The 23,222-nt window shown below is 31.1% G+C and carries 27 protein-coding genes; 18 read left to right on the plus strand and 9 right to left on the minus strand.

All coding sequences use genetic code 11. From position 1 onward, the window contains the following. The coding region (isaB, locus tag CD111_RS06170; RefSeq protein ID WP_103268491.1) for an immunodominant staphylococcal antigen IsaB family protein at positions 1-500 on the minus strand (500 nt) is incomplete at its 3' end. 248 nt (positions 501-748) lie between these two features. On the opposite strand from isaB, the gene CD111_RS12845 reads away from it, so the two are divergent. The 3 genes from CD111_RS12845 to CD111_RS06185 all read left to right on the plus strand — a co-directional run bounded on the left by CD111_RS12845 (position 749) and on the right by CD111_RS06185 (position 2,745). Beyond that, complete coding sequence (locus tag CD111_RS12845) at positions 749-1,744, plus strand: HNH endonuclease (RefSeq protein WP_095085710.1); 996 nt, start codon at positions 749-751, stop codon at positions 1,742-1,744. Further along, positions 1,692-2,126, plus strand: a complete 435-nt coding sequence (locus CD111_RS06180) for a (deoxy)nucleoside triphosphate pyrophosphohydrolase (RefSeq protein ID WP_268234634.1) — start codon at positions 1,692-1,694, stop codon at positions 2,124-2,126. Before CD111_RS12845 ends, CD111_RS06180 begins: the two co-directional genes overlap by 53 nt. Positions 2,127-2,403: 277 nt before the next feature. Further along, positions 2,404-2,745: a hypothetical protein gene (locus tag CD111_RS06185; RefSeq protein WP_095085716.1), complete on the plus strand. Its 342-nt coding sequence runs from the start codon at positions 2,404-2,406 to the stop codon at positions 2,743-2,745. A gap of 479 nt (positions 2,746-3,224) precedes the next feature. Here the strand turns inward: CD111_RS06185 and CD111_RS06190 are convergent, their stop codons facing one another. From CD111_RS06190 to CD111_RS06205, 4 genes are all read right to left on the minus strand, one after another. Next, positions 3,225-3,779, minus strand: coding sequence for a DUF4256 domain-containing protein (locus CD111_RS06190; protein WP_095085719.1), 555 nt, complete (start codon positions 3,777-3,779; stop codon positions 3,225-3,227). Positions 3,780-3,799: 20 nt separating this feature from the next. Beyond that, positions 3,800-4,201 (minus strand): SRPBCC family protein, encoded by a 402-nt coding sequence (locus CD111_RS06195; RefSeq protein WP_095085721.1) that lies wholly within the window; start codon positions 4,199-4,201, stop codon positions 3,800-3,802. Between the two features lie 78 nt (positions 4,202-4,279). Continuing rightward, positions 4,280-4,960, minus strand: a complete 681-nt coding sequence (locus CD111_RS06200; RefSeq protein ID WP_095085724.1) for an LrgB family protein — start codon at positions 4,958-4,960, stop codon at positions 4,280-4,282. Continuing rightward, entirely contained in the window at positions 4,957-5,343 is a 387-nt protein-coding gene (locus CD111_RS06205) for a CidA/LrgA family protein (RefSeq protein ID WP_095085725.1), read from the minus strand. Before CD111_RS06205 ends, CD111_RS06200 begins: the two co-directional genes overlap by 4 nt. A 152-nt stretch (positions 5,344-5,495) precedes the next feature. On the opposite strand from CD111_RS06205, the gene CD111_RS06210 reads away from it, so the two are divergent. From CD111_RS06210 to CD111_RS06225, 4 genes are all read left to right on the plus strand, one after another. Further along, the gene (locus CD111_RS06210) at positions 5,496-6,182 is read left to right on the plus strand and encodes a 2,3-diphosphoglycerate-dependent phosphoglycerate mutase (protein WP_095085728.1); all 687 of its coding nucleotides are present in this window, start codon (positions 5,496-5,498) and stop codon (positions 6,180-6,182) included. A 197-nt stretch (positions 6,183-6,379) separates the two neighbouring features. Then, on the plus strand, positions 6,380-6,580 hold the full coding sequence (locus tag CD111_RS06215; RefSeq protein ID WP_095085730.1) for a cold-shock protein: 201 nt from the start codon (positions 6,380-6,382) through the stop codon (positions 6,578-6,580). Between the two features lie 234 nt (positions 6,581-6,814). After that, positions 6,815-8,365, plus strand: coding sequence for an L-glutamate gamma-semialdehyde dehydrogenase (pruA, locus tag CD111_RS06220; protein ID WP_095085733.1), 1,551 nt, complete (start codon positions 6,815-6,817; stop codon positions 8,363-8,365). A gap of 157 nt (positions 8,366-8,522) precedes the next feature. Continuing rightward, a complete protein-coding gene (locus CD111_RS06225; RefSeq protein ID WP_095085736.1) occupies positions 8,523-9,404 on the plus strand; it encodes a 5'-nucleotidase, lipoprotein e(P4) family in 882 nt (293 codons plus the stop codon). Positions 9,405-9,465: 61 nt separating this feature from the next. On the opposite strand, the gene CD111_RS06230 is transcribed toward CD111_RS06225, so the two are convergent. Next, on the minus strand, positions 9,466-10,299 hold the full coding sequence (locus CD111_RS06230) for an aldo/keto reductase (RefSeq protein WP_095085739.1): 834 nt from the start codon (positions 10,297-10,299) through the stop codon (positions 9,466-9,468). 181 nt (positions 10,300-10,480) lie between these two features. Here CD111_RS06230 and panD point away from each other — a divergent pair, with 181 nt between their 5' ends. The 9 genes from panD to CD111_RS06275 all read left to right on the plus strand — a co-directional run bounded on the left by panD (position 10,481) and on the right by CD111_RS06275 (position 18,602). Further along, on the plus strand, positions 10,481-10,864 hold the full coding sequence (gene panD / locus CD111_RS06235) for an aspartate 1-decarboxylase (protein ID WP_095085742.1): 384 nt from the start codon (positions 10,481-10,483) through the stop codon (positions 10,862-10,864). Between the two features lie 12 nt (positions 10,865-10,876). Further along, positions 10,877-11,239 (plus strand): DUF1304 domain-containing protein, encoded by a 363-nt coding sequence (locus CD111_RS06240; protein ID WP_095085745.1) that lies wholly within the window; start codon positions 10,877-10,879, stop codon positions 11,237-11,239. 275 nt (positions 11,240-11,514) lie between these two features. Next, positions 11,515-12,231, plus strand: coding sequence for an ADP-ribosyltransferase (locus CD111_RS06245; protein WP_095085747.1), 717 nt, complete (start codon positions 11,515-11,517; stop codon positions 12,229-12,231). A 349-nt stretch (positions 12,232-12,580) separates the two neighbouring features. Beyond that, positions 12,581-13,630 (plus strand): MupG family TIM beta-alpha barrel fold protein, encoded by a 1,050-nt coding sequence (locus tag CD111_RS06250; protein WP_095085750.1) that lies wholly within the window; start codon positions 12,581-12,583, stop codon positions 13,628-13,630. Continuing rightward, on the plus strand, positions 13,631-14,515 hold the full coding sequence (gene murQ, locus CD111_RS06255) for an N-acetylmuramic acid 6-phosphate etherase (protein WP_095085752.1): 885 nt from the start codon (positions 13,631-13,633) through the stop codon (positions 14,513-14,515). A 17-nt stretch (positions 14,516-14,532) separates the two neighbouring features. Then, positions 14,533-15,969, plus strand: a complete 1,437-nt coding sequence (locus CD111_RS06260) for a PTS transporter subunit EIIC (protein ID WP_095085756.1) — start codon at positions 14,533-14,535, stop codon at positions 15,967-15,969. Position 15,970: 1 nt separating this feature from the next. Further along, positions 15,971-16,825: a MurR/RpiR family transcriptional regulator gene (locus tag CD111_RS06265; RefSeq protein WP_095085759.1), complete on the plus strand. Its 855-nt coding sequence runs from the start codon at positions 15,971-15,973 to the stop codon at positions 16,823-16,825. Between the two features lie 265 nt (positions 16,826-17,090). Then, a complete protein-coding gene (locus CD111_RS06270; protein ID WP_095085763.1) occupies positions 17,091-17,393 on the plus strand; it encodes a hypothetical protein in 303 nt (100 codons plus the stop codon). Positions 17,394-17,639: 246 nt separating this feature from the next. Beyond that, a complete protein-coding gene (locus tag CD111_RS06275) occupies positions 17,640-18,602 on the plus strand; it encodes an LCP family protein (protein ID WP_095085766.1) in 963 nt (320 codons plus the stop codon). Positions 18,603-19,058: 456 nt separating this feature from the next. Here the strand turns inward: CD111_RS06275 and CD111_RS06280 are convergent, their stop codons facing one another. Then, complete coding sequence (locus CD111_RS06280) at positions 19,059-21,239, minus strand: AraC family transcriptional regulator (protein ID WP_095085769.1); 2,181 nt, start codon at positions 21,237-21,239, stop codon at positions 19,059-19,061. Between the two features lie 263 nt (positions 21,240-21,502). Between CD111_RS06280 and CD111_RS06285 the strand changes: the two genes are divergently transcribed. Beyond that, complete coding sequence (locus tag CD111_RS06285) at positions 21,503-21,832, plus strand: MarR family transcriptional regulator (protein ID WP_095085773.1); 330 nt, start codon at positions 21,503-21,505, stop codon at positions 21,830-21,832. A gap of 246 nt (positions 21,833-22,078) precedes the next feature. Here CD111_RS06285 and CD111_RS06290 read toward each other — a convergent pair whose 3' ends face one another. Both CD111_RS06290 and CD111_RS06295 read right to left on the minus strand, forming a co-directional pair. Then, positions 22,079-22,294, minus strand: coding sequence for a DUF2922 domain-containing protein (locus CD111_RS06290; RefSeq protein ID WP_095085777.1), 216 nt, complete (start codon positions 22,292-22,294; stop codon positions 22,079-22,081). Positions 22,295-22,325: 31 nt separating this feature from the next. Further along, positions 22,326-22,535, minus strand: coding sequence for a DUF1659 domain-containing protein (locus tag CD111_RS06295; RefSeq protein WP_095085781.1), 210 nt, complete (start codon positions 22,533-22,535; stop codon positions 22,326-22,328). 133 nt (positions 22,536-22,668) lie between these two features. On the opposite strand from CD111_RS06295, the gene CD111_RS06300 reads away from it, so the two are divergent. Then, positions 22,669-23,220 (plus strand): tyrosine-type recombinase/integrase, encoded by a 552-nt coding sequence (locus CD111_RS06300; RefSeq protein ID WP_095085784.1) that lies wholly within the window; start codon positions 22,669-22,671, stop codon positions 23,218-23,220. The last annotated feature ends 2 nt before the right edge of the window (positions 23,221-23,222 follow it).

Consider the following 23,222-nt stretch of genomic DNA (forward strand, 5'->3'; position numbering starts at 1 on the left):
AGTTGATATTGTGTGACATATCCATCGGTCATGCTAACTTTAATACGTTGGTCAGCTACATTATAGAAATAAACAGCACTAGAGACACCATCAGATGGAGCCACATTTTTAGTTTTGCCATAAACATCAAATAATTGTTGTTTACTAACAGCACCCTTTTTAACAGGGAATTTAACTCCTACAGCTTTTCCGTTAGCAAATTTCATAATGTTTTGGTCATAGACATTCATCATTGTTGTATTTTGATGGTTCATAAAATCATCGTAAGAACCATATATTCGATAGCCATTTATTGTCACATTGCTGTAAGTAACTGCATTAAGAAAAGTTTGATCAAGAATAAAGCTACCATCGTGACCAGTGTTACCCGTGTACTTATACCAAGGTTCAGTTGCTGCTTCAGCCTCGTTACCAGTTAAATTAGCAGATATTGCAGTAGTACTAAATATCATCCCGAATGCAAGTGCGCCAGAAGACAAAACTTTGAACGTTTTCTTCATATACCTTACCTCCAATAGATTTAATACCCTGTGCTCCAATGTTACGATTATATTTCATATATTACAGTATTGTTACGAGGAATGCAAATAGGTTGTGGATATACAAAAATATAAAACTTCAAATGAGCAATTATAAATCTAGTATTCTGATAAGAGAAAGGGATAATAGTATAATGTAATAGATTAAGAAATTAAAAAATGATAAAATTCAAATAATTATAAAATCTAAATAAAGAGAGTGGATTTTTATGAAAAAAAGTGAATTAATTAAGAAATTGAATATTCCTCCAGCTAAATTTAATGAATTAATAGAGTTAGGTTTACCAAGTGTTGATGATAAGCAAAAGACCTTTGATTGGGATGAAGTTATTAAATGGAAGAAGACAACAAACCAAGAAAAAATAAAAAAACTAGTGGCTGGTAAAATTTATAAAAATGAAGAATTAGTTGATACATTTGCATGTACTAGCCAAGGTGGAATGAGGCGTTCTCATTATACTAATTCACTAGTTTTAATTACAGCTGAAAAAAAGGCGAACATCATTTATCAAGATAAATGGTTTGGTGACACATTGCATTATACTGGTATGGGTCAAAAAGGAGATCAAAGCTTTGAATATACACAAAACAAAGTGTTAAAAAATAATGACATTAATAAAGTAAATGTATATTTATTTGAATATTTAACTAAAAACAAATATAAATACATAGGTCCAGTAAAATTAAGTAAAAATATCAAACCTTATATAATTAAAGAAATGGATATAGATGGTATAAATAGGAATGTGGTTAAGTTTCCTTTAGAAATTCAAACTGAAAATTATATAATAGAAAAAGACGTCATTAATAAAGAAGAAAAAACACCAAGACAATCAGAAGAGGATATAAAAAAGAAAGCATTTGCGGCGAGTAACTTAAATAAATCAATAAAAGGTGAAACTGCATCTTTTAGAAAAGTAATAACTAGAAGTTATGATAGAAATAAAGATATAAATCTTTACATAAAGAATTTGGCAAATGGTATTTGTCAATTATGTATGAAAGATGCACCATTTAAACAGAAAAATGGTGAACCATTCTTACATGTTCATCATGTTAAATATTTGTCAGAAGGTGGAACTGATACAGTAGATAACTGTATTGCATTATGTCCGAATTGTCATGCGAAAATACATGAACTTGAAGATGAGAATGATAAAAATAAGCTTCTTCATATTATTGAAAATAGAAAAGCGAGTGATTAACATAAAAACTATACATGTCTCAGCAGGAGTTATGGTAAACCAGAATCAAGAATATTTTTGTTGTCAAAGACCGATAAATAAGACAATGGGAGGATATTGGGAATTTCCGGGAGGGAAAATTAAGCAAGATGAAGATCCGGTTAATGCATTAAAAAGAGAAATCAAAGAAGAGTTAGATACAAATATAAATGTTATAAAATTTCTAGGTCAATCTCAATATGATTATGAATTTGGGCGAGTAATTCTTGAGGTGTTTCTTTGTGAGTTAGCAGAAAATAAATATAGCTTAATAGAACATCAAGATAGTAAATGGTTAAGAAAAGAAGAATTAAGTAAATTAGACTTTGCACCTGCAGATATAGAAATTTTAGAATGGTTGTAATAATATCAATCCCATATTTGGAAAAATACTTTAAAAATAACCCCACAATTTTTTTGAGAAATTGTGGGTGTTTTTTTTAGATTTTATATTATTAAAACCAGTTATATCAATACTTCTAAATAAAGAATTTTAAAAATTCGCCTTCTTAATTTCGGTGTAAATAATATAACCCATTATATTCCATAAAATATTTATAAAAATACTTGACATACAATATTCAATTCATATAATAAAGGTGTAGCCTGTATTTGGCACAATTTATATAGGAGGGATATTAATGAACAAGAAACTTTTTGTGGAACTTGCAGATACTTATGCATTTACTACTCAAGGTAAAGGAGGTGTTACAAGAAGGGTAGTATTAGATGTTCAAGATGATGTCAAAGTCATGGATGTTATGGACGATTTGCATGAGCGGTATAATGAGTCACTTAATAGCCCGGATGATCTATTAAACTCTGTTTATATACATGCTTGGCTCCATAAGGAGAAGCACAAACAATGTTTAACAATTTTAAAGCATAATTCGAATGCTGTTAATGCTAGCATTTGTAGAATGAATGAAATTTGCCTATATTTAGGTGAGAAATTCCGTGATGTAACCACCCTCGCTAAATAATAAAGGTTTAGCAAATTCAACATACTTCTTAAATCCTCGTTTTAAATCAAATCTTTTCTAGGATTTTCAGCAAGAGAATATGTGCGTATGAATTTATTCATATATAACTTCTAATATTGTGTTAAATGCAGGTTACATGGATAATCGTTGTGTATAATTATTGGTGAATTGATGAATGTGGTATGGCATACTTTAACAACTCTTAAACTTGAATAGCAACTTTGGGAAGATAAAAGAAATTGTATTTCAATAAATATTTCACAGTCCCATACGGTGAGATGACTATCATTAGAAAAAACTTCTTTAGCAGGATTTTTCAAATCAGTCATCTACTGCCAAATAAGGCAGAGACATTGATTGTTGTCTCTGCCTTATTTTGTGTTGTGTGTTCTAAGTTTTGAGTTAATTATGTTTATTGTCTGCATTCATGATATACCCAACATTCTAAACTTCTCTCTACCACAATTGCTATGATGGCTTTATATTTTTAACATACTTCTAAATCCTCTTGCTGCATAGTAGGAATCTGCGCCGTTATGGTACGTGAAGACAGTGTCGTAACGGAAGTCACAGAACAATGCACCACCTAGACTGCGAATGTTATCGGGTGTTAAGATCCAACTAGATGTTTTGTTATCGAAGTTGCCTAATGTTTGTAAGTGTCTGTATTGTTCTTCTGTTAGGAGTTCGACTTTCATTTCACTTACCATGTCCATAACACTTGTCTCTGGCTTGTGTTTTTTTCTGGATTCTAATGCTGCTCTATCATAGCAAACACTTCTTCTTCCTTTTGGACTTTCTTTAGAGCAATCAACAAAGATGTATTGTCCATCTTCTAATCCTATTACATCAGGTTCTCCTTCAGTTCGTTCCATTTCGTTTAATGACCATAATTTCTCTTGATTTGATAATAATTGTTTTTCAACATCTTCCCATTGTATATCGGGATGTCTTTCAGTAAATGTTTCGAAACGTTTCTTTAAAGTCGTAATGAGCTCTGTTTGTTCTGTTTGTGACAGTTTATAAGATGTCATAACAAGACTCCTTCACTTATTTATTTGTATTCGTTTACTGCCTTTGGTAAATTTTCATTTATAATACTATCCCAGCCGCTATTCATGACTTCGCGTATACGTTCTTTTTCTATTGGCCAGCCTGAATGGATTAAGGTGAATTGAGTGTTTGAATGATCAATTTTTGCCAATTCAAAAGTTAGTGTCCAATCTGTATCCCAACTAAATTGGAATAGATGATGTGGTTCATATTTGTTCACTTTACATTCTGAATCTCCGTAAGGACCAGCATGTAAGACGAAATGGTTATCTAATTCAGGTTCTAGAGTGTTGTCCATCCACCATGACGCGATACCTTCAGATGTTGTAACAACTTCCCAAACTTCTTCGATTGGGGCATTTAAGTTTACTGTTTTAATAATATCTTCAAGTTCATGGTTCATGTTTAATTCCTCCACTTTGAATTGAATGATTTGTTTCTATTTTAAAGTTTTGTGCTGAAAATGTCTAAACATAGCCTATTATATAAATAAAATAAACAATGGTAGAACAATCGAACTAATGAGTGCAGTTAAAATCATACCGATAGAGCTAAAAGCAGCTGATTCTATATCAGTCTCTAATACTTTAGCTGTTCCTATAGCATGAGATGCGTTGCCATATAAGAGACCTTTAGCAATGGATGTTTTGAAATTAGCCATTTTAACTAAATAATTTCCAAGTATACTGCCTATTAAGCCTGTTCCGATGATAAATAATACAGTTAAACTATCAATACCTCCTATTTGTTGCGACACTTGTATACCAACTGCTGCGGTAATTGAACGAGGAAGCAAGGATGCTATCATTTCTTTTGAATATCCGAGTAGGTTTAGCGTTGTGAATATTAGAATGATATTCGTTATAATCCCAACAATGACACTCGTTAATATCACTTTAGAATATTTAATGATCATTTTTCTATATAAATAGAGTGGATAAGCTAAACAAACAACGGTGCAATTTAAGAAGTTGTAAATCCAATGACCACCAACCATATAATCTTTGTAGTCATATCCGAAATAGAGCAGTACAGAAATAATGGCAATTGATGAGACGAGTGCAGGATGTAAAATAGCGATTTTGAATTTTTTCTGAATGAATAATGCGAACAAGTACATGATAACTGTCAAAGCAATCATTAGAATGGCTTTAATAATCATAACTTGTCACTACTTTCTTCTATATAATTATGTTTCATCATTTTTTCGGCGATGTATCCTGATAATAAGGCAACGATACATGTGCTAGCGAGTATTAAAACAATAATGACAAGAAAGCTTGAATTAAACGACTCTACTAAATCCATAGCACCAACAATTGAAGGTATGAAAAAGAAAATCATCGTGCTAAGTAATAAATTTGCGCCATCATTGATCCATTCTGTCTTAATTATTTTGAATTGTAATAACAAGAAAAATAACAAGAGTCCGATTATACTACCTGCTATGGGTAAATCAAATGTTTGTTGAATCCAATTCCCGGTTAATGTAATCAAATAAATTATACATATTTGAAGTACAACCTTTATCCATTTTAATATCATTTAAATCAATCCTTTAAATACTTTATCTTATTAATTATAGAGATTGTATAACAATTTTAAAATGCTAAATTAACAAAAAGTGTATATCGTATCATTTTAAAATTTTTAGAAATAGTGTTTCAATATAAGTAATAAGAATAGGAGGGATAAATATGCCAACTTTAATTTTGTGTAGACATGGACAAAGTGAGTGGAATAAGAAGAATTTATTTACAGGTTGGGCAGATGTCGAATTATCCGAACAAGGTTATGATGAGGCAAGAACTTCTGGCAAAAAGTTACTAGATCAAGGGATTGAAATTGATGTAGCATACACATCGCTTTTGACTAGGGCAATTGAGACTACATACTTGTTATTAAAATATTCACATCAACTTTGGATTCCAGTGTATAAACATTGGAGATTGAATGAACGCCATTATGGTGGGTTACAAGGGAAAAATAAAGACGAAGCACGAGAAGAATATGGTGAAGAACAAGTTCATATTTGGAGACGTTCTTTTGATACAAAACCACCAGAAGCGCAAGAATCGTTACGAGAAGAATACTTGAATGATAGACGATATGCCATGTTGGATCGAAGAATCATGCCAGTATCGGAAAGTTTGAAAGATACTATGGAAAGAGTTATACCATTTTGGATTGATCACGTATCCATTAGTTTATTAAATAATCAAACGACATTGGTTTCAGCGCATGGAAATTCATTAAGAGCATTAATTAAATATTTAGAAGATGTACCCGATGATGAAATCTCACAATTGGAGATTAAAACAGGGGCGCCTCTCGTTTATGAATTAGATAACGATTTGAATGTTATAAATAAATATTATTTGTAATGCTTCATTTACTAAAAAAATTAAAATAAATTAAGACAAAACCTTTACATTTTAAAGAATATAGCGTATAGTAAGTGTCAAGTGATATTTCGAGATTAAATTTATGGTAGTTTTATTCATTGTTAATGAAAGTCCATTTAAGTTTGAAGATTGATTATTGCAAATATATTGTGCATAAGCACTAGGAGGACTTTTATATGAATAAAGGTACAGTAAAATGGTTTAACGCAGAAAAAGGTTACGGATTTATCGAAGGAGAAGATGGAAGCGACGTATTCGTACATTTCTCTTCAATCCAAACTGAAGGTTATAAATCATTAGACGAAGGTGCTTCAGTTACTTTCGAAATCGAAGAAGGTCAACGTGGACCTCAAGCAGTTAACGTTAACAAAAACTAATATTTCTGTTAATAATCTGTTTGGGACGTTATCGTTCTAAATATAAAGCACGAAATCATCAAAAGATGATTTCGTGCTTTTTTAATGTAAATAATTCTGAATGGATATGAAGATTATTTGGAAATATGCAAATGAAAGCCCTTTACTTGATAATAAATTAAAGAGAATAGTAAGATGTGAGTAAGAGGCAAATATGCCTTTTGAATAGTTGATTACATATAGGAGGTATGAAAGATGGTAGTAGCATTTCATAACGAACCTGCAACAGATTTTACGAATCGAGAGAATCAACAAAATTTTAAAGAAGCACTTAAGAAGGTAAAAAAAGAATTTGGAAAAGAAATACCGCTAGTCATTAATGGTGAAAAGATTTATACAGATGATAAATATGTTTCTGTTGATCCGGCAAACCATAAACAAGTTCTGGGTAGTATTTCTAAAGCTTCGAAGGAACAAGTCGATCAAGCAATGGATGCAGCAAAAGAAGCTTATAAGACTTGGAGAAAATGGACACCAAAAGAAAGAGCAGAATTATTAATTAGGGTTTCTGCTATTATTCGAAGAAAGAAAGACGAACTATCAGCTTTAATGGTTTATGAAGCTGGTAAACCTTGGAATGAAGCAGATGGAGATACAAATGAGGGAATTGATTTTATAGAATATTACGCCCGCTCTATGATGGAATTGGCTAATGGTAAACCAGTATTAGATAGAGAAGGCGAACATAATCAATATATTTATAAACCAATAGGTCCTGGCGTAACAATACCACCATGGAACTTCCCGTTTGCAATAATGGCCGGCACTACAGTAGCACCTATTATTGCCGGAAATACAGTATTGTTAAAACCAGCAGAAGATACACCATTAATAGCGTATAAATTAATAGAAATATTAGAAGAAGCAGGTTTACCTAAAGGTGTTGTGAATTTCGTACCCGGAGATCCTAAAGAAATTGGTGACTATTTAGTTGATCACAAAGATACACATTTTGTTACTTTTACTGGATCAAGAGCAACAGGGACAAGAATTTTCGAAAGAGCAGCCAAAGTACAAGAAGGTCAGAACTTCTTGAAACGTGTAATTGCTGAAATGGGTGGTAAAGATGCAATTCTAGTAGATGAGAATACGGATACTGATCTGGCAGCACAATCCATTGTGGATTCAGCATTTGGTTTTTCTGGACAAAAATGTTCAGCATGTTCACGTGCAATTGTGCATAAAGATGTTTATGATGAAGTGTTAGAAAAATCAATTAACCTTACGAAAGAATTAACGATAGGTCATACTGCCGAAGGTTCAGATGTATATATGGGACCGGTTATCAATCAAAAACAATTCGATAAAATTAAAAATTATATTGAAATTGGGTCTAAAGAAGGAAAGGTAGTAGCAGGTGGTAAGACTGACGACAGTATTGGATATTTCGTCCATCCAACTATTATTAAAGACCTGAAGTCTAGAGATCAAATTATGCAAGAAGAAATATTTGGTCCAGTAGTAGGTTTCACGAAGTGCGAGAATTTTGAAGAAATGATGGATGTTGCCAATGATACAGATTATGGCTTAACAGGAGCAGTTATTACGAACAATCGTGAACATTGGAGACAAGCTTGTGAAGACTATGATGTAGGTAACCTTTATTTAAACAGAGGTTGTACATCAGCGGTAGTTGGTTATCACCCATTTGGTGGATTCAAAATGTCCGGTACGGATGCTAAAACGGGTAGTCCAGACTACATGCTAAACTTCTTAGAACAAAAAATATTATCCGAACAGTTTTAATATAAAAAAGTGCCTTTCGAGGCACTTTTTTTATTTTTAGTAAAGTTGAAATGTATTTTTTCTGAAATTATGTGAATATTCATTCTTTCTTATCTTGAGATAATGATTAATTAGATGTAAAGTAAATATGTAAATATTTTGAAGAGGAGATACATATATGAAAAAATTAATTGCAAGTTCGGCATTAGTTGTATTATTGGGTGGGACTTCAGGAGTTGTTAGTACAGAACAAGTATCTGCTAACACAGCAACAAAATCACCACAACAAGAAGAAATAACAAAGAAAAATTTAACAGAACAAAGTGTGATGAGCGTAGCTTGGTATCAAACATCTGCAGAAGCAAAAGCATTATATTTACAAGGATATAATTCAGCTAAAGACAAATTAGATGAAAAGTTAAAACATCACAAAGGTAAGAAGAAACCAGCGATTGTATTAGACTTGGACGAAACAGTACTAGATAATTCTCCATATCAAGCATATGCAATTAAAGAACATATATCATTTCCAGAAGGTTGGCACGAGTGGATTGCAATGGGAAGTGCTAAGCCTGTATACGGAGCCAAAGAATTTTTGAAATATGCTGATAAAAAAGGCGTTGAAATCTTCTATGTAACAGATAGAGATCATAAACAAGATTACAAAGGTACATATAAAAATATGAAAGACCTAGGTATGCCACAAGTTAATAAAGAACACCTGTTACTGAAAAAAGAAGGTGAACACGGTAAAGACGCACGAAGAGCTAAAGTTAGAAAAAATCATGACTTAATAATGCTATTTGGCGATAATATACTTGATTTTGATGAACCAAAAGAAAGTACGTTAAAGTCTAGAACAGAATTTGTTAAAAAACATAAAAAAGACTTCGGAGACAAATATATTATCTTGCCAAACCCAATGTACGGAAGTTGGGAAGCAACATTATATGGCGGTGACTACGGTCAAAGCCCAGAACAATTAGACAAATTAAGAAAACAAGAATTAACATATTTTGATCCAAAAACAAAAACAACTAAAAAATCAGAAATTAAATAAGCATAATAAACAGCAGAGGACTTAATGAATGGTCCTCTGCTGTTTATATATATTTGATATTTTAGCCATTAAATTCTGCAGGATCTGGGCCAATTCTCTTATCTTGATTTAACGCATCGATTTGTTCTATTTGATCGTGAGTTAATTTAAAGTCATATACATTTAAATTTTCTTCTATTCTTGATGGTGTGATTGATTTAGGAATAGTAATAACATCATGATCAATGTTCCATCTAATGATGACTTGTGCTGGAGATTTATTTATTTCCTGAGCAATATTTTTTATAACTGGATTACTTAAAATTTCACCATTCATGAGTGGAGACCATGATTCCATTTTAATATTTTGTTCCTTTAAATAAGTACGTAGTTCTGTTTGGATAAGATTTGGATGAAATTCTACTTGGTTAATAACTGGTTTAATTTGAGCATGGTTTAATAACATTTCTAAATGTTTAATATTAAAGTTACTAACACCAATGTTTTTGACTAATCCTTGATTGTAAAGTGATTCTAGTGATGCCCACGTTTCTAATAATAGCGTTTCGTTTGTTCCTGGCCAGTGCATTAAATATAAGTCTAAATAATCTAGACCTAGTAAGTTTAAAGATTTATGATAAGCATCACTAACATTTTCTTGACCATAATCATCTATCCATAATTTAGATGTAATAAAGAGGTCTTCTCTCTTAATGTTCGCATCTTTAATGCCTTCTGCGATACCTTCGCCGACTTTACTTTCATTCCCATAAATATATGCTGCATCAATACTTCTGTATCCGGAAACAATCGCGTGTTTGACAGCTTCTTTTGCAGTATCGTCATTCTCTACTCTAAATACGCCAAGACCTATAGTAGGCATTTGGTTACCATTATAAAAATTTGTATATGCCATTTTAAGCACTCCTTTAAGTTGATGTATAGAGAATTATAGTAGGTGTATATAGTTTAGGGAAGTACGCACTTTTTTGTGGTGAAGGCACTTATTTGTACCTATAGGAAGTAATAGTTGACTGATTAAGAAAACATTGTATGATAATAAGAAGTCACTTAATAAAAATATTGGAGATGAAATCATGATTAGAACAATGATGAACGGGAAAATTCATCGCGCTAGAGTAACTGAAGCCAATTTAAACTATGTAGGTAGTATAACGATAGATAGAGATATTTTAGATGCTGTAGATATATTGCCAAATGAAAAAGTAGCAATCGTTAATAATAATAATGGCGCTCGTTTGGAAACGTATGTAATAGAAGGAGAACGTGGAAGTGGGAAAATTTGTCTGAATGGCGCAGCAGCACGTTTAGTACAAGTTGACGACGTCATTATCATAATGAACTATGTACAACTTAATGACGAAGAAGCAAGAAACCACTCACCAAAAGTAGCAGTTATGAATGAACGAAATGAAATAGTTGAAATGATTCATGAAAAAGAAAGCGAAATTGTCTTGTAAAGGAGATTCATTATGAATATAATAGCAACTATTTTTGTAGTGATTGTTGCAGTTGAACATTTATACATTATGTTTTTAGAAACATTTGCGACAACTTCAAAGAAAACAGCCCAAACTTTTAAATTAAAACAAAATGTATTAAAAAATAAAAATATTCAAGTACTTTTGAAAAATCAAGGTATATACAATGGGTTAATCGCGCTTGTGCTATTATATAGTGCACTTTTGTCGCATAATTCTAAAGAAATGGTTGTTATATTATTAATATTTATCATTTTAGCATCGATATATGGTGGTATTACTAGTTCGACTTCCATCATTTTAAAGCAAGGTGGACCAGCATTTATTGCATTACTCCTCGTTGTGTTTTTATAAATTATGAAACCTCTCAAGCTTATGATTTGAGAGGTTTTTTTATGGAGAGTAAAGGAGCCGGATATAAATGTACTTTATATAAAGAAACAAATAAGATGTGTGGAGATTAGAATTTAAATAATAGTGTGTAACATTCATTTCTTGCAACTTTGCAAAAGAACTATAATAAAAATATGAGGGCAGATTATGTTAATTGAAAAAACACTTCCCTAATTTTTTCCATTAATATATAATATAATTATCCAAAATATAAAAAGTGGAAAGGAAGTTTATTTATGAAAAATAAAATCATGAATTTTGTTATTTCGTTTTTGTTATTATTTAGTTTATCTTTTAGTTTTATGCCAAATATATCTTTAGCCGAGGTTGATTTTGATCAAGATATAGCGAGTGCAAGAGCTTGGGCGGATAATGCTTTTAAGTTAACGGAGGGATTGTCGAACGACGAGATAAATAACTTAAAGCGTTATACAGGTGCAAAGTATGATGAAGTAAATACATATTTACGTGAGAATAGTGGAAAAGGAACGGATAACAAATTAAATACGTTTGTTGATTCTATAACTACATCAATTTCCAAATCTAAAGCTCCAGATGATTTAGTACTATATAGAAGAGTTACTGAACAACAATTCGGATTAGATTACGGAGATTTAAGACCAACTTCAGGGAATTTTAAGATCAATAAAGATAAATTACAAGAAATTAAAGATAAATATGAGCATCAAATAGTTGATCATCACAACTTTATGAGTACTTCTTTGGCTAGAGACCCACATCAATCTTTTGGAGGAAGGCAAGCTATTTTATTAAAAATAAAAGCGCCTAAAGGCACTGAGATTATGAATGTTTCTAGTATCAGTAAATATCCAGAGCAACTAGAATTATTGGTTAACAGAGGATATAAAATCAGATATAATACTTTTAATATAAAAGAAAATGGCGGTAAAGAATACGTAGAAGTAACAGTTGATATACTTCCAAAAGGTTAAAAAATTAAGCATAAATATTAAATAATGCCATCAGATTCTATTGGATATAAAATAGAATCTGATGGCATTATTTGATTTCAGAATAGTTCATCTTAATAATAAAGTATTCTACAGGCCATAATGGTATGTGATTAGCTAACCAAATCAAACAATAAAAGTAGTCGTATTAAATGACATACGAAATAAATATTTTAGTATCTACAAAACAAATTTATGAGTGTTTTATTGTTTTCACATCAAATACTATGTAGAGAAATATAATTTCAATATTGTCATTAAAAATAATAAATATTGAAATTATATTTCATTAGTGAGATAATGTAAGCGATTCCAATGGGGGTGTGCTGTCATGTTAGGATTTTCTGTGTTTTTGGGTGATTCATTTGATGAAAAGTATATTGAGACAATGTTAAGTGAAGGATTTAAATATGTATTTACTTCTTTGCAAATGCCTGAGGATGATCCACGTATATATTTATCTAAATTGAAAGAACTTGTATCAATTATTGATGGGCGCGCTGAAATTATTGCCGATGTGAATCCGAGTACTTTTGAAAACTTAGGGCTATCCTATAAAGAGCCTAAGAAGTTAAGGGAGATTGGTATCGATTTAATTAGACTGGATATTTCGTTAAATCCAGAAGATATTGCACTATTATTAACAGACATGAAAGTAGTGTGTAATGCTAGTACTGATGCGATCGCTTTACTGAAAGCTTTAAGAGTACAGAATACTAATTTACAAAATGTAATGGTGGCACATAATTATTACCCTAGACCTGAAACGGGGTTAGATGAAGAATTTTTCGTTAAACAGAATGAAAATATTAAAAATGAATTCCCCGAAGTATCTATCATGGCATTTGTTCCAGGTACTTCGATGAGAGGACCAGTATTTAAAGGTCTACCTACACTTGAAAATCACAGAGCAGTCCACCCATTAAAAGCAACATATGATTTATTAAAGTTAGGTGTTGATGATGTATGTATAGGTGATTCAAGCATAGATCAAGAAACGATATTTCAGTTCAACACATACTTTCATGATGGGATCGTGTCGCTTCATGTAGAACATGTGTCAGAGCATTTGGATAAAATGTTAGGTACTGTTTTTCACAATAGACAAGATCAAGCAAGAGATGTAATTAGAGCTGAAGAAGCAAGAAAACATAATCATGATGAGGTTGAACCATACAATGTGATTGATAGAAATAAAGGTAGTATCACCGTTGATAATTCATTATATGGTCGTTATATGAATGAATTACAAATAACAAAAGTAGCATTACCAAGCAATGAAGCAGTGAATGTTATTGGTTACGTAAAGGATCGAGATAAAGATTGTATAGATATGATTGAAGCGGGATGTGCTTTTCAGTTTATCAAGGGGGAAGATTAGATGGATATAAGTAAACTTACTACAGAATCGAGAAATCAAGATTCTCTAAAGCTAGACACGTTAACACCTGAACAATTCGTTGAAGTGATGAATAAAGAAGATCAACAAGTACCAAATATCATTCAACGAGAGAATCAAGCAATTGCAGATTTAATCAAACAAGTCATTAAAGGTTTGAAGAACGGTGGAAGACTCATTTATATGGGGGCAGGCACAAGTGGTAGGTTAGGTGTTCTAGATGCAGCAGAATGTGTGCCTACTTTTGGGGTGACGCCGGATGTAGTAGTTGGTTTAATCGCAGGAGGTCAGCAAGCGATGACAGTAGCTGTTGAAGGTGCAGAAGATGATAATTTCTTAGGAGAGAACGACTTAAAATCTTTGAATATTAATGAACATGATACCGTAATAGGTATTGCAGCAAGTGGTCGTACACCTTATGTTATTGGTGGTTTGAAATATGCACAAAATTTAAATGTACCTACTGGTTGTATTACGTGTAATAAAAATTCTGAAGTAGGAAAATTTGCAGATTATCCAGTTCAAGTAGATGTTGGTCCTGAAGTGTTAACAGGTTCGACTAGGCTTAAAGCAGGGACAGCTCAAAAACTCATACTTAATATGATTTCAACAGGTGCGATGGTTGGAATTGGTAAAGTGTACGAGAACTTAATGATTGATGTGAAACCTACAAATAAAAAACTCGTGCAAAGAGCGATTAATATGATTCAAGAAGTTCTAGAGTGTTCAGATGAAGAAAGTACAAAGTTGTATAAAGAGAGTGATGGTCAAGTTAAGGTAGCAATCGTAATGGGGATGCATAATGTAACTAAAGTTGAAGCTATCGAAAAATTAAAACAAGCAAAAGGGTTTGTGAGAAACACGTAAGATAAGGGGGATGGAAGATGTCTAAAGAGAGAGAAATTGCTGAAGCAATATTAGAACATGTCGGTGGGAAAGAGAATTTAGATAAAGTGATTCACTGTATGACACGTGTAAGAATGTCGATTGTCGATTATGGTAAAGTTGATATTGAAGGATTGAAAAATATTAAAGGTGTAATGGGGATTGTTGAAGATGATATGCTTCAAGTTGTTATTGGTCCTGGAACAGTAAATAAAGTTGCGAATGAGATGAGTGCAATAATTGATGTTCCGCTAGGTGAGCCCATTAAACATAAACAAAGTAGTAAAGAACAAGTTGAACAAGAAGCAAATATATTCAAAGAAAATATGAATAGTAAACATAATACGCCTTTTAAAAGAGTATTAAGATCAATCGCAAACATATTTGTTCCACTTATTCCAGCATTTGTTGGTGCAGGGTTAATTGGTGGTATTTCAGCTGTACTATCTAATTTATTAGTTGCTGGTACGATAGATGGTGCGACTTGGGAACAATTTGTACTTGTTTTTGATATTATTAAAAATGGTATTTTTGCATATTTAGTTATTTTCGTTGGTATTAACGCAGCGAAAGAGTTTGGTGCTACACCTGGATTAGGTGGTGTAATCGGTGGTACGACAATGTTGACAGGTATGGACCTGAAAGCACCTATTCAAAATATCTTTAACGGAGAACCACTTGCTGCAGGGCAAGGTGGTGTTATTGGTGTCATAATTGCTGTGTGGATTTTATCTTTAATAGAGAAACGACTTCATAAAATCATACCCGACGCTATTGATATTATTGTTACACCGACAATCACGTTATTTATCATGGGATTAGCAACAATATTCTTTATTATGCCAATAGCAGGCTTTATTTCAAATGGCTTATTAGGTGTGATTAATTGGGTATTAGATATAGGTGGCGCGTTTAGTGGATTTGTATTAGGTGCAACGTTCTTACCACTTGTAATGTTCGGACTGCATCAAGTATTGACGCCTATTCATATTGAAATGATTAACCAGTCTGGTGCAACATACTTACTTCCAATTCTTGCGATGGCAGGTGCTGGACAAGTTGGTGCTGCATTAGCATTATGGGTTAAATGTAGAAAAAATAAAAAAATTATAAACTTATTAAAAGGTGCATTGCCAGTAGGTATACTTGGAATCGGGGAACCACTTATTTATGGTGTTACACTGCCATTAGGTAGACCCTTCATAACTGCGTGTATAGGTGGTGGTATTGGAGGCGCTGTTATAGGTGGTATTGGTCATATAGGTGCAAAAGCGATTGGCCCAAGTGGTGTTTCACTACTCCCACTTATTTCAGATAATATGTACTTAGGTTATATAGCAGGATTGTTAGCAGCTTATTTAGGCGGATTTGTAGCAACTTATTTATTTGGTACAAATAAAGAAATGACCGCAGCACAAGAATTGGATGAAGATTAATATGACAGATAATCAGCATATACTATTATATATACAAGAAAAGTTAGAAGATCTCACTAAACATGAAAAACGCATAGCACAATATTTTATAGATAATCCGGAAAAAATCATAACTTTAAGTGCTCAAGAATTAGGACGTTTAACAGATACGAGTGCATCATCAGTTATTCGCTGTACACATAAGTTGGATTTTAAAGGTTTTACTGATTTGAAATTGGCTATTTCGAGATATTTACCTCAACATGAAAGTAGTATTTATCAAGAAATAACGCAAGATGAAACTGTAGAATCAATTAGTAAGAAATTAATTGCGAGGGCTACACACACTTTAGCAATGACAGAAGATAAAATTTCATCGAAAAGTGTCAACAAAATAGTACATGAAATATATAAAGCAGAAACGATTATTGTATTCGGGATAGGCGCATCGAGCTTAGTTGCATCAGATTTATGCCAAAAATTCACTAGAATTGGAAAACAAATAATACAATCACAAGATACACACTTTTTAGCTACGGCTATTAGTTCACATTCAGAAGGATGTGTACTGATTGGAATCTCTAATTCTGGAGAAAATGCTGAAATATTATCTTTAGCAAAAGTAGCCCAAAAATATAAAGTGAAAGTGATTGGATTATCACAATCTGAAAACACCTCATTAGGAAAAGAAGCGGATTATATGCTTGTTCATGATGCAAGTTCAGAGGAAAGTTTAAGATTAGCCGCGACAAGTTCGTTAATTTCACAACTGATGACTATAGATATATTATTTTATAGTTATTTATCTAAAGACTATAATAAGCATGTAGAAACAATGAGTAAAACAAGAGATGCAGTAGAATTATTTTTAGAATGATGTATGTGAAATAAGCTTGATATGTATCTTTCTTGAAATCTCTTATTGAAAGAACAACATTAAAAGAGTATAATTTAACTATTCTATAAATTGTAAAATTATGTAATTTGAAATATTCCTAATAAATTAGTAAAATAACAAATGATAGAAATAAGTGAGTAATCTTATAATAATGTTCTTCCAATTTTATGAAATAACATAACAGTCAACTACGTATTCGTCACACACTTCATATATTAAGAATGAAAGAAAGTTAGCGTGAATTATGAAACAAGTAGAAATAATACGAATTTTAGATGACTCTACATTTATTATAAATGCAGGCATTGAAAGAAACATTGAATCAGGGTTATTTATTGATGTATTAGAGAAAGATAAATCGTATAAATACATCGCAAAAGTAGAAGAAGTTTATTCTGGTTTATCTTTATGTAAAAGGTATGGTGAACAAAGATTGTTCTATGGAGATGTCGTAAGAATTAGATATCCAGAAGAACAAGATTATCAAATAACACCTAAAATTATTAAGTCTAAACAATCAAGAAGAAAACATAAAAAGAGAGGATGAGATCGCCGAATCTCATCCTCTTTCCCGTTTAATATGTCTTAAAAAAAATTAAAACAAGTTACGCTATAGATTTATACATCTCACTTTAGCATAAGATGTATAGATTTTCCAGAAATAATATTCAAAGGTGAGTAACGTTCGTTATTTAATAGAAAAGTGTTTAAACAATAAAAAAATTTAAGTGCTTATTGGCAAAATTATATGAATAAATGTATAATAAAGAGAAAAAGAATGGACTGAGAAAACGTGCCAAACCAATATGAACGTTCTGCGAAGAAGCCTAAATCTGCAGCTTTCAAAGTTGTTACTACAATTATTATTATTTTATTAATTGTATTTTTATTGTTCGTTGCATTTTTTGTGTATAAGTTTTTTGCTTTAGGTAACTCCATACATAACCCACTTGGTAGAGATAAATCAGAATTAAGAGATAAAGCGGTTGATACAAATGGAGACCCAATTTCTATTGCTTTATTTGGAATAGACTCTGACTCCACAAGAGCAGCTGAAGGTGGAGGGGAAAGATCGGACTCTATCGTATTATTGTCTATTAATCCAGACAAGAAGAAGACTGTTATGGTCAGTATCCCTAGAGATACAAGAGCTCAAATAGTTGGTCATGATTCAGTAGAGAAGATTAATCATGCATATGCATATGGTGGCCCGAAAATGGCAATTAATTCGTTAGAAAAATTAATGAATGTGCCAGTCGATCATTATGCATCAATTAATATGGATGGTGTTAAAGATTTAGTAAATCACGTAGGTGGCGTTACAGTTAAAAGTAATGCAACATTTACTGTGAAAGATAAATCATACATAAAAGGCCAAAAGTATAAATTAGATGGGGAAGAAGCATTAGCATTTATTAGAAGTAGAAAAGAAGATGGTGCTGGTGGAGACTTCGGAAGACAAGAACGTCAACAATTAGTTATTCAAGCATTAGCGAATGAATTAGTAAGCATTGGATCACTACCAAAAATCAATCAAATTACAGATACACTCGGTGATAATGTTAAAACAGATTTAAAAATTTCTGAAATCAACAATGTTAGATCTAAGTATAGCGATGCCTTAGATAATGTAGACCGCAATCAATTAGAAGGTCAAGATACAATATTAGACGACGGGTTATATTACTTCTTACCAAATGATGCTAGTAAGAAAGAAGTAGTAGATAAATATAGAAGTAACCTAGATTTGGACTAATACTGGTTTTTTGTGTATCATTCTTTAGTTATTCACAAAATAATGGATACAGCGTTTCATTAAACAACATATTATATAAACATTGTATTAAGTAAAGTAAAATGCACTTTTGCATTCCAAAGTGTTGTTAACGGTTAATTAGCAAACAGTTTTGACTTAATTACCACAAACTAGGAAATTTATAACTTTAATGACATTAATTAGGTTATGATGTAATTAGAAAGAAAGTAAAGGAGGTTATTTAAATGGATGTAGTTGGAATTGTAAAAGGCATCGTCGATTTAATCAAATTCTTCGTTGAAAAATTCGCATAATATTAAACATCTTTACAGCATGAATGAAATAATGGTATCCCAAGATTTACTTAACTGTGATTTTAATAATATCAACCCACCGAGAAATATCTCGGTGGGTTCCTTATGTTTTGTATTATAAAAGTCAGGGGAGCTCAGTATGTTATCTTAATTTTTGTATGATGAGCATCTTAATGCCATTCGTCTTAACATAATACGTCTCGTCTACATTTTTTGATTTAAAATCTATCATTTCAATGTCTGGTGAACAATATTTGTCTAACAATTTGGTGTTCAAATAATCTAAGCTTTCATGATTTTGATCGAGTTTTCTTATCGCTTTATAGATATTGCCATTGTCTTGGTCGAAAGTAATTTTTGTTACTCTAAATGCATCGAAAGGTATATCTCGATAGGATAATACGACACCAATATTACTTTGATAATTGATGTCACGTGGATTATAAAGTTCATAATTATAGATTAGCATAAATATTTTGTTATGTTGTTCGAATTTAATATAATTTGACCCTTCGATATATTCATGACCATTAAAGTGGGTCAATATGAATAGTAAATAATTCATAGGACTTTTACAATTATATTTTAAATATAGTGATAATGGTTTTTCTATGGATGCGTAATGTTTAGAAGATTCTTCTATTAACCAAAATCCAAGCCCGGATATATATGATGTTACATGATTTAAATGTTTTAATATGATGGCTGCATTGAAATAGAAATCACTGTTTGTTTTTGTGTCTCCATTTATTATATTCCACTCCATTAAAGCTACGTTTTTGCCGTGGTGTTTTAAATATTTTAAATTATTTATTAGTTTATTAGTGTAGTAGGTCGTAACATTATCAATATCATAGTTATTCATAGTATCTAATTGGTATAGACTATTGAAATCATAATTCACAGCAAAATGATCAACTTCTTGACATAACTCCATATCGATATTTAAATCTTCATAATCGTGATCAAATGGGCATGGTGCATTGATCATAATCTGTATATCGGGTAATCTCTTTCTTGTTTCTTTAACTTGCGAGCGTAAATGTATAAATTCGTTATGATCAATATCGAAGTATAATTCGCCATTCTTGTTCTCAAGATAATTATGTATTACATCGATAAACTGATGCCAATTATCTTTTATTACTTTATCTTGTACATCAAAATCATATAGTTTAATGGATGGTATAATTTTTGTGTTTGATAACATACTTAAACAAAAAGCTAAGTTTTGTTTGTAATTTTTATTAGTATCATCATAAAAGAATGATTTTAAAGAGCAATGGATGACAATGATAGGTGATTTTGAAAGTTTTTCAATAGTTTCAAGATCTGTTCCTAAAAATGGTGTGTAGAAATCATTTACATCACCTAAATGAATATACGTTTTATAGTTTGAGGAGATTTTCTTTAATGCATTATCTTTAAATGACAAATGTTTATATTTATGAACTAAAGATCTGTTATGCATCAATTTTTGTAATTTAGAAATAAGAATAGATTTATCTTCACTCGTTATAACATCTAAGTCTTTATTCATTTTCCCTTGTTGATATTGTAGCCTATATTGTTTAGGTGTTGATTGGAATCGTTCTTTAAATTGACGATTAAAATTATGATAACTAGAGAACCCGTGATAGTGTGCTATTTGTTCTATTTTAAATGGGGTGAACAATAATGCATGGGTTGCTTGGAATAATCGTTTTTCTTTTAAGTAATTTATGAAAGTTACACCCATTTGTCGTGAAAATTCCCTAGACAGATGTTCAGGGGAAATATAAAAATAATCCGCCACTAAATTTAGAGAGAGCTTTTCTTGATAATGTTCTTCTATATATTGTTTAACTTTATAAATAAGAGGGGTAAGTGCTGTATCAGTTTGTCCATAATGGTATGTATTATTTTTAAATCGCTCAAACATAATTTTGAAAATACCAACAACATACTGACTTCTTCTCATTTTGATACCAGTTAAATCCGCCAAAATTGCTCTAATAAATAAATCTTTTATTTCCTGTTTGTATTTATCTAACGGATCAGATGTAGTAGTTTTCACAATTGAATAAAGAAATGAAGATTCACCACTCAAACTTTCCATCATTGAATAACTAATTTGTAAGATAGCAACTAGTCCATCATTTATGATTGGTAGAAAATTATCGTTGTCTTGCAAATAGAACAAATCACCAACGCTATATGTATAATCTTTATTGTTTATCGTTAACAAAGATTGTCCTTCTAATACAAAGCATAAAGCACCGCAGCCGAGTTTTTTAGGGTTTAAAATTTTTTCTTTATGCAATGTAATTTCGTAATTATACAAATTATCACCTCATTCATTATGTAAAAACGATACTAAATATCATAAATCGTCACTTTTATGTTCATTATTACGTAATTATATCAAAAAATACAGTATTTTGTTACCTTTTATATTAATTGAACTTGAAAATATTGGTATAAATCAAGAATAATAATATATTTAATCAAAAATTGTTTAAAAAACAATATACAATTAAAATAAATAAGAGTGTTGAATTGCAAACTATTAAAATTCGGGATAATTTGAAAATGGAGGAATATAAAATGGCGGAAGGGTTTAACGAATCAATACAAGAAATGGTAAATTATGAGAATAAGCTAACAAGCTTAAAAAATGAAAAACGATTATCTTTAGTTGATTTTATAATTTTAGAAGAAATATATAGATCTGAAGAGATTACGATAAGGGAAATTTTAAATGGGAAATTGACAGAACTATACTCAAGACCATCAAATATCGGGACTAATTTAGCGAAATTATATAGAAAAGGATTGCTTAAGAAATATAGAAGCGAATCTGATGAAAGAAAAGTTTATTATTATATGGAAGATAAACAAAAAGAAAACTATGTAGAGATGGTTAAAGATATTTAAAGAATTTAATATGAACACAATTTTCTAGGCTACTCATTTCCTAAGTTATTTAGGATATAAGTAGTCTATTTTTTGATTGAATTTTACGCTTATGCACGCCATCTTAATTAAAGCATAACCTTATGTTTTCAATCATAATTAAAAAGCGAGAAAATCACTTGTTATCATGATTTTCTCGTTTTGATTAAGGATGAAACATATTATGTCTCTTGATCTTCTCAGTTTTTTCAAGACAGTAATAGCTTATTATTTAACGATGAAATGTGTGTTGCGTTCTACATATTGTGCAGAATGAATAGATACTAATTCTCCCTTTGATAAATCAAATATTTTTAACTTTAAGAGATCATTCATTGCTTGTCTCACAGTTTCTTCTGATAAATCATTTTTAGGTTCTTGAATTTGTAGTGTAAACGTTTTGTCGGTTGCAGTTTTAAAAACAAGTTCCAATATTCGCTTCATTAAAATCACCTCCACTTTAAATTTGTTACTATTAATCCTCAATTTGGATTGTTTTGACGATGTACGCATCTTTAAATTTTTCAACTGTTAATGATTCAATGATATTTTTGAAATTTCTAACATGTTCATTAGTAACATTCAAATTGATGGCATTAAACTTTCTATGAACAGTTTTAACTTTGGCGTTTTCGTCGACGTACTGATGCGACAAAATAATAGTAATGTTTTTGATGTTTTCCATGTTATAACCTCCTTTCACTTTATATATCGAAATGACTAAGCAAAATCGACAATAAAAAGTGAAATTCCTTTCATGTTACTCAAATATATATTATTATTAATATGTATCTTAATTAGGAAGGATTGAAAATATTATGCAACAAGTATCTCCAATTAAGAATAAAGATGATATTAGAGCTATGTATGAAGTGTTGAAGTCACATAGTGAAAGAGATTATTTATTATTCAGTTTAGCAATACATACAGGACTTAAAGTGAATCAAATATTAAATTTAACAGTTCAAGAATTGCTGGACGAAGATAATGATATTAAATATAACTGGTCTAACGAAGATAAAGATTTTATTAAAGTTGTGATTCCGCTACATCTAAGATCAAGTTTACTATCATACATTAAATATGAGATGCTTCAGCGTGATGATTTTGTGTTTAGATCTATAAAAACAAAAAAGCAACTTTCTAGACAACAAGCCTATCGCATTATTCATGTTGCGGCCGAAGAGGTTGGTCTTCACAACATTGGCCTATATTCACTTAGGAAAACATTTGCGTATCACGCATTTAAATCAGGCATTTCAGTATCGATTATTCAAAAATATTTAGGACATCAATCGTTACTTGAAACATTAAAGTTTATAGATGTAACAACAATTAAAAAAGAAACAACAATAGAACTTAATATATAAAT

Origin of the sequence: Mammaliicoccus stepanovicii (assembly GCF_002902525.1) — a bacterium.
GTDB lineage: Bacteria > Bacillota > Bacilli > Staphylococcales > Staphylococcaceae > Mammaliicoccus > Mammaliicoccus stepanovicii.

Excerpts from the sequence above, each read along its gene's own strand:
- CD111_RS12845 (WP_095085710.1), top strand. The coding sequence starts at position 749 with ATGAAAAAAAGTGAATTAATTAAGAAATTGAATATTCCTCCAGCTAAA.
- CD111_RS06180 (WP_268234634.1), top strand. The coding sequence starts at position 1,692 with ATGATAAAAATAAGCTTCTTCATATTATTGAAAATAGAAAAGCGAGTG.
- CD111_RS06185 (WP_095085716.1), top strand. The coding sequence starts at position 2,404 with ATGAACAAGAAACTTTTTGTGGAACTTGCAGATACTTATGCATTTACT.
- CD111_RS06190 (WP_095085719.1), bottom strand. The coding sequence starts at position 3,779 with ATGACATCTTATAAACTGTCACAAACAGAACAAACAGAGCTCATTACG.
- CD111_RS06195 (WP_095085721.1), bottom strand. The coding sequence starts at position 4,201 with ATGAACCATGAACTTGAAGATATTATTAAAACAGTAAACTTAAATGCC.
- CD111_RS06200 (WP_095085724.1), bottom strand. The coding sequence starts at position 4,960 with ATGATTATTAAAGCCATTCTAATGATTGCTTTGACAGTTATCATGTAC.
- CD111_RS06205 (WP_095085725.1), bottom strand. The coding sequence starts at position 5,343 with ATGATATTAAAATGGATAAAGGTTGTACTTCAAATATGTATAATTTAT.
- CD111_RS06210 (WP_095085728.1), top strand. The coding sequence starts at position 5,496 with ATGCCAACTTTAATTTTGTGTAGACATGGACAAAGTGAGTGGAATAAG.
- CD111_RS06215 (WP_095085730.1), top strand. The coding sequence starts at position 6,380 with ATGAATAAAGGTACAGTAAAATGGTTTAACGCAGAAAAAGGTTACGGA.
- pruA (WP_095085733.1), top strand. The coding sequence starts at position 6,815 with ATGGTAGTAGCATTTCATAACGAACCTGCAACAGATTTTACGAATCGA.
- CD111_RS06225 (WP_095085736.1), top strand. The coding sequence starts at position 8,523 with ATGAAAAAATTAATTGCAAGTTCGGCATTAGTTGTATTATTGGGTGGG.
- CD111_RS06230 (WP_095085739.1), bottom strand. The coding sequence starts at position 10,299 with ATGGCATATACAAATTTTTATAATGGTAACCAAATGCCTACTATAGGT.
- panD (WP_095085742.1), top strand. The coding sequence starts at position 10,481 with ATGATTAGAACAATGATGAACGGGAAAATTCATCGCGCTAGAGTAACT.
- CD111_RS06240 (WP_095085745.1), top strand. The coding sequence starts at position 10,877 with ATGAATATAATAGCAACTATTTTTGTAGTGATTGTTGCAGTTGAACAT.
- CD111_RS06245 (WP_095085747.1), top strand. The coding sequence starts at position 11,515 with ATGAAAAATAAAATCATGAATTTTGTTATTTCGTTTTTGTTATTATTT.
- CD111_RS06250 (WP_095085750.1), top strand. The coding sequence starts at position 12,581 with ATGTTAGGATTTTCTGTGTTTTTGGGTGATTCATTTGATGAAAAGTAT.
- murQ (WP_095085752.1), top strand. The coding sequence starts at position 13,631 with ATGGATATAAGTAAACTTACTACAGAATCGAGAAATCAAGATTCTCTA.
- CD111_RS06260 (WP_095085756.1), top strand. The coding sequence starts at position 14,533 with ATGTCTAAAGAGAGAGAAATTGCTGAAGCAATATTAGAACATGTCGGT.
- CD111_RS06265 (WP_095085759.1), top strand. The coding sequence starts at position 15,971 with ATGACAGATAATCAGCATATACTATTATATATACAAGAAAAGTTAGAA.
- CD111_RS06270 (WP_095085763.1), top strand. The coding sequence starts at position 17,091 with ATGAAACAAGTAGAAATAATACGAATTTTAGATGACTCTACATTTATT.
- CD111_RS06285 (WP_095085773.1), top strand. The coding sequence starts at position 21,503 with ATGGCGGAAGGGTTTAACGAATCAATACAAGAAATGGTAAATTATGAG.
- CD111_RS06290 (WP_095085777.1), bottom strand. The coding sequence starts at position 22,294 with ATGAAGCGAATATTGGAACTTGTTTTTAAAACTGCAACCGACAAAACG.
- CD111_RS06295 (WP_095085781.1), bottom strand. The coding sequence starts at position 22,535 with ATGGAAAACATCAAAAACATTACTATTATTTTGTCGCATCAGTACGTC.
- CD111_RS06300 (WP_095085784.1), top strand. The coding sequence starts at position 22,669 with ATGCAACAAGTATCTCCAATTAAGAATAAAGATGATATTAGAGCTATG.